Annotated in this window: 1 protein-coding gene; it reads right to left on the reverse strand. The window is 33.5% G+C overall.

The window, feature by feature from the left end:
- Positions 1–267: 267 nt before the first annotated feature.
- Entirely contained in the window at positions 268–996 is a 729-nt protein-coding gene (locus ACWYN7_RS17260; protein ID WP_462861219.1) for a hypothetical protein, read from the reverse strand.
- Positions 997–1,085: the final 89 nt, after the last annotated feature.

Here is a 1,085-nt window from a genome sequence, read left to right on the forward strand (position 1 = left end):
TTGAACTTAACAAACTTTAAAAAATATTTAGCAAATTTTTCCTGCATTTCGATTTTCCTGAGCAATTAAACATAACGGTGAAGCTATGGCAAGTAGGGCAGGCAAGGAAACTGTTCGTTTCCGTCTGGTCTGCGAGCCAGAGCTTTTTGTTTTGTAATTATTTTTTCTTTTTTAATTGCCAAATCCAAAAGATTTGGCGGACATAGTAAACACGCCCAAGCCTTTATATATAGCACTTTGTGCCCTATTTGCTATAGGTAATGTTAGCTAACGTTTTTTTATTAATCGTAACGTTTCGGTACTGTCTGAATAGGAAAATGAATTTGAGTCCGAAAAGTCTTTTGTAAATCTCCTTTCAATAGTAAGTACGCTATCTGTTACGTTTAGTAATTTCCAATCTTTTTGGTAACCCACAAAATCTGTATAAAGATTATCTTTCATTATTATATATGACAAAGAGTTGTCCATTTGCATTTGTGTGGAATCAATACCTAAACAATAACTTATGATTTTGTTTCTAGAAATTTCGTAGTAAGGTGGCCAAATTGTATCATGCTCAGGAATTCTTGCAGGGGGAGGAGGAATGTCCGAATTCTCAACTCCTACCCAGCGTTCTTCAGTCCATTTTCCTAAAATTTTGTCCAACTTCCATTTTGGCAATTTTTCCTCTAGTCTTAGTTTAGTATCCCTCTCCCCAATACTAAGTCCAATTATCGTTGAGTCATTTTCTTTATGAATTGGAATAGTCATATGACCCAATATTAGGATATTAGATTTTTCAAAATTAATCAATCTCCAAGGTCGGTTATACTGATTTAAATCTAGAATATTGCATGTTGAGTCCATAAACTGGACTGTTAGAGTTCCTTTACTATCTTCCGCATTCAAAACAAAAGTTCTGCCTTTGAGGTTTAATTTTTCTGTCAACTTTTCTTTTTCCACATTGCTTTTACACGATAGAATAAGAAGTAATGTTAATAGTAAAAATCTTTTCATTTGCAAATGTTAGCTAACGTTTCTCGTATAAGGAAAGTTGCGTTTTTTGTCAACGAGGAATTTCCGAAGGAAATTCAGAATTTACAAAA

Source organism: Polaribacter sp. M10 (assembly GCF_054968445.1).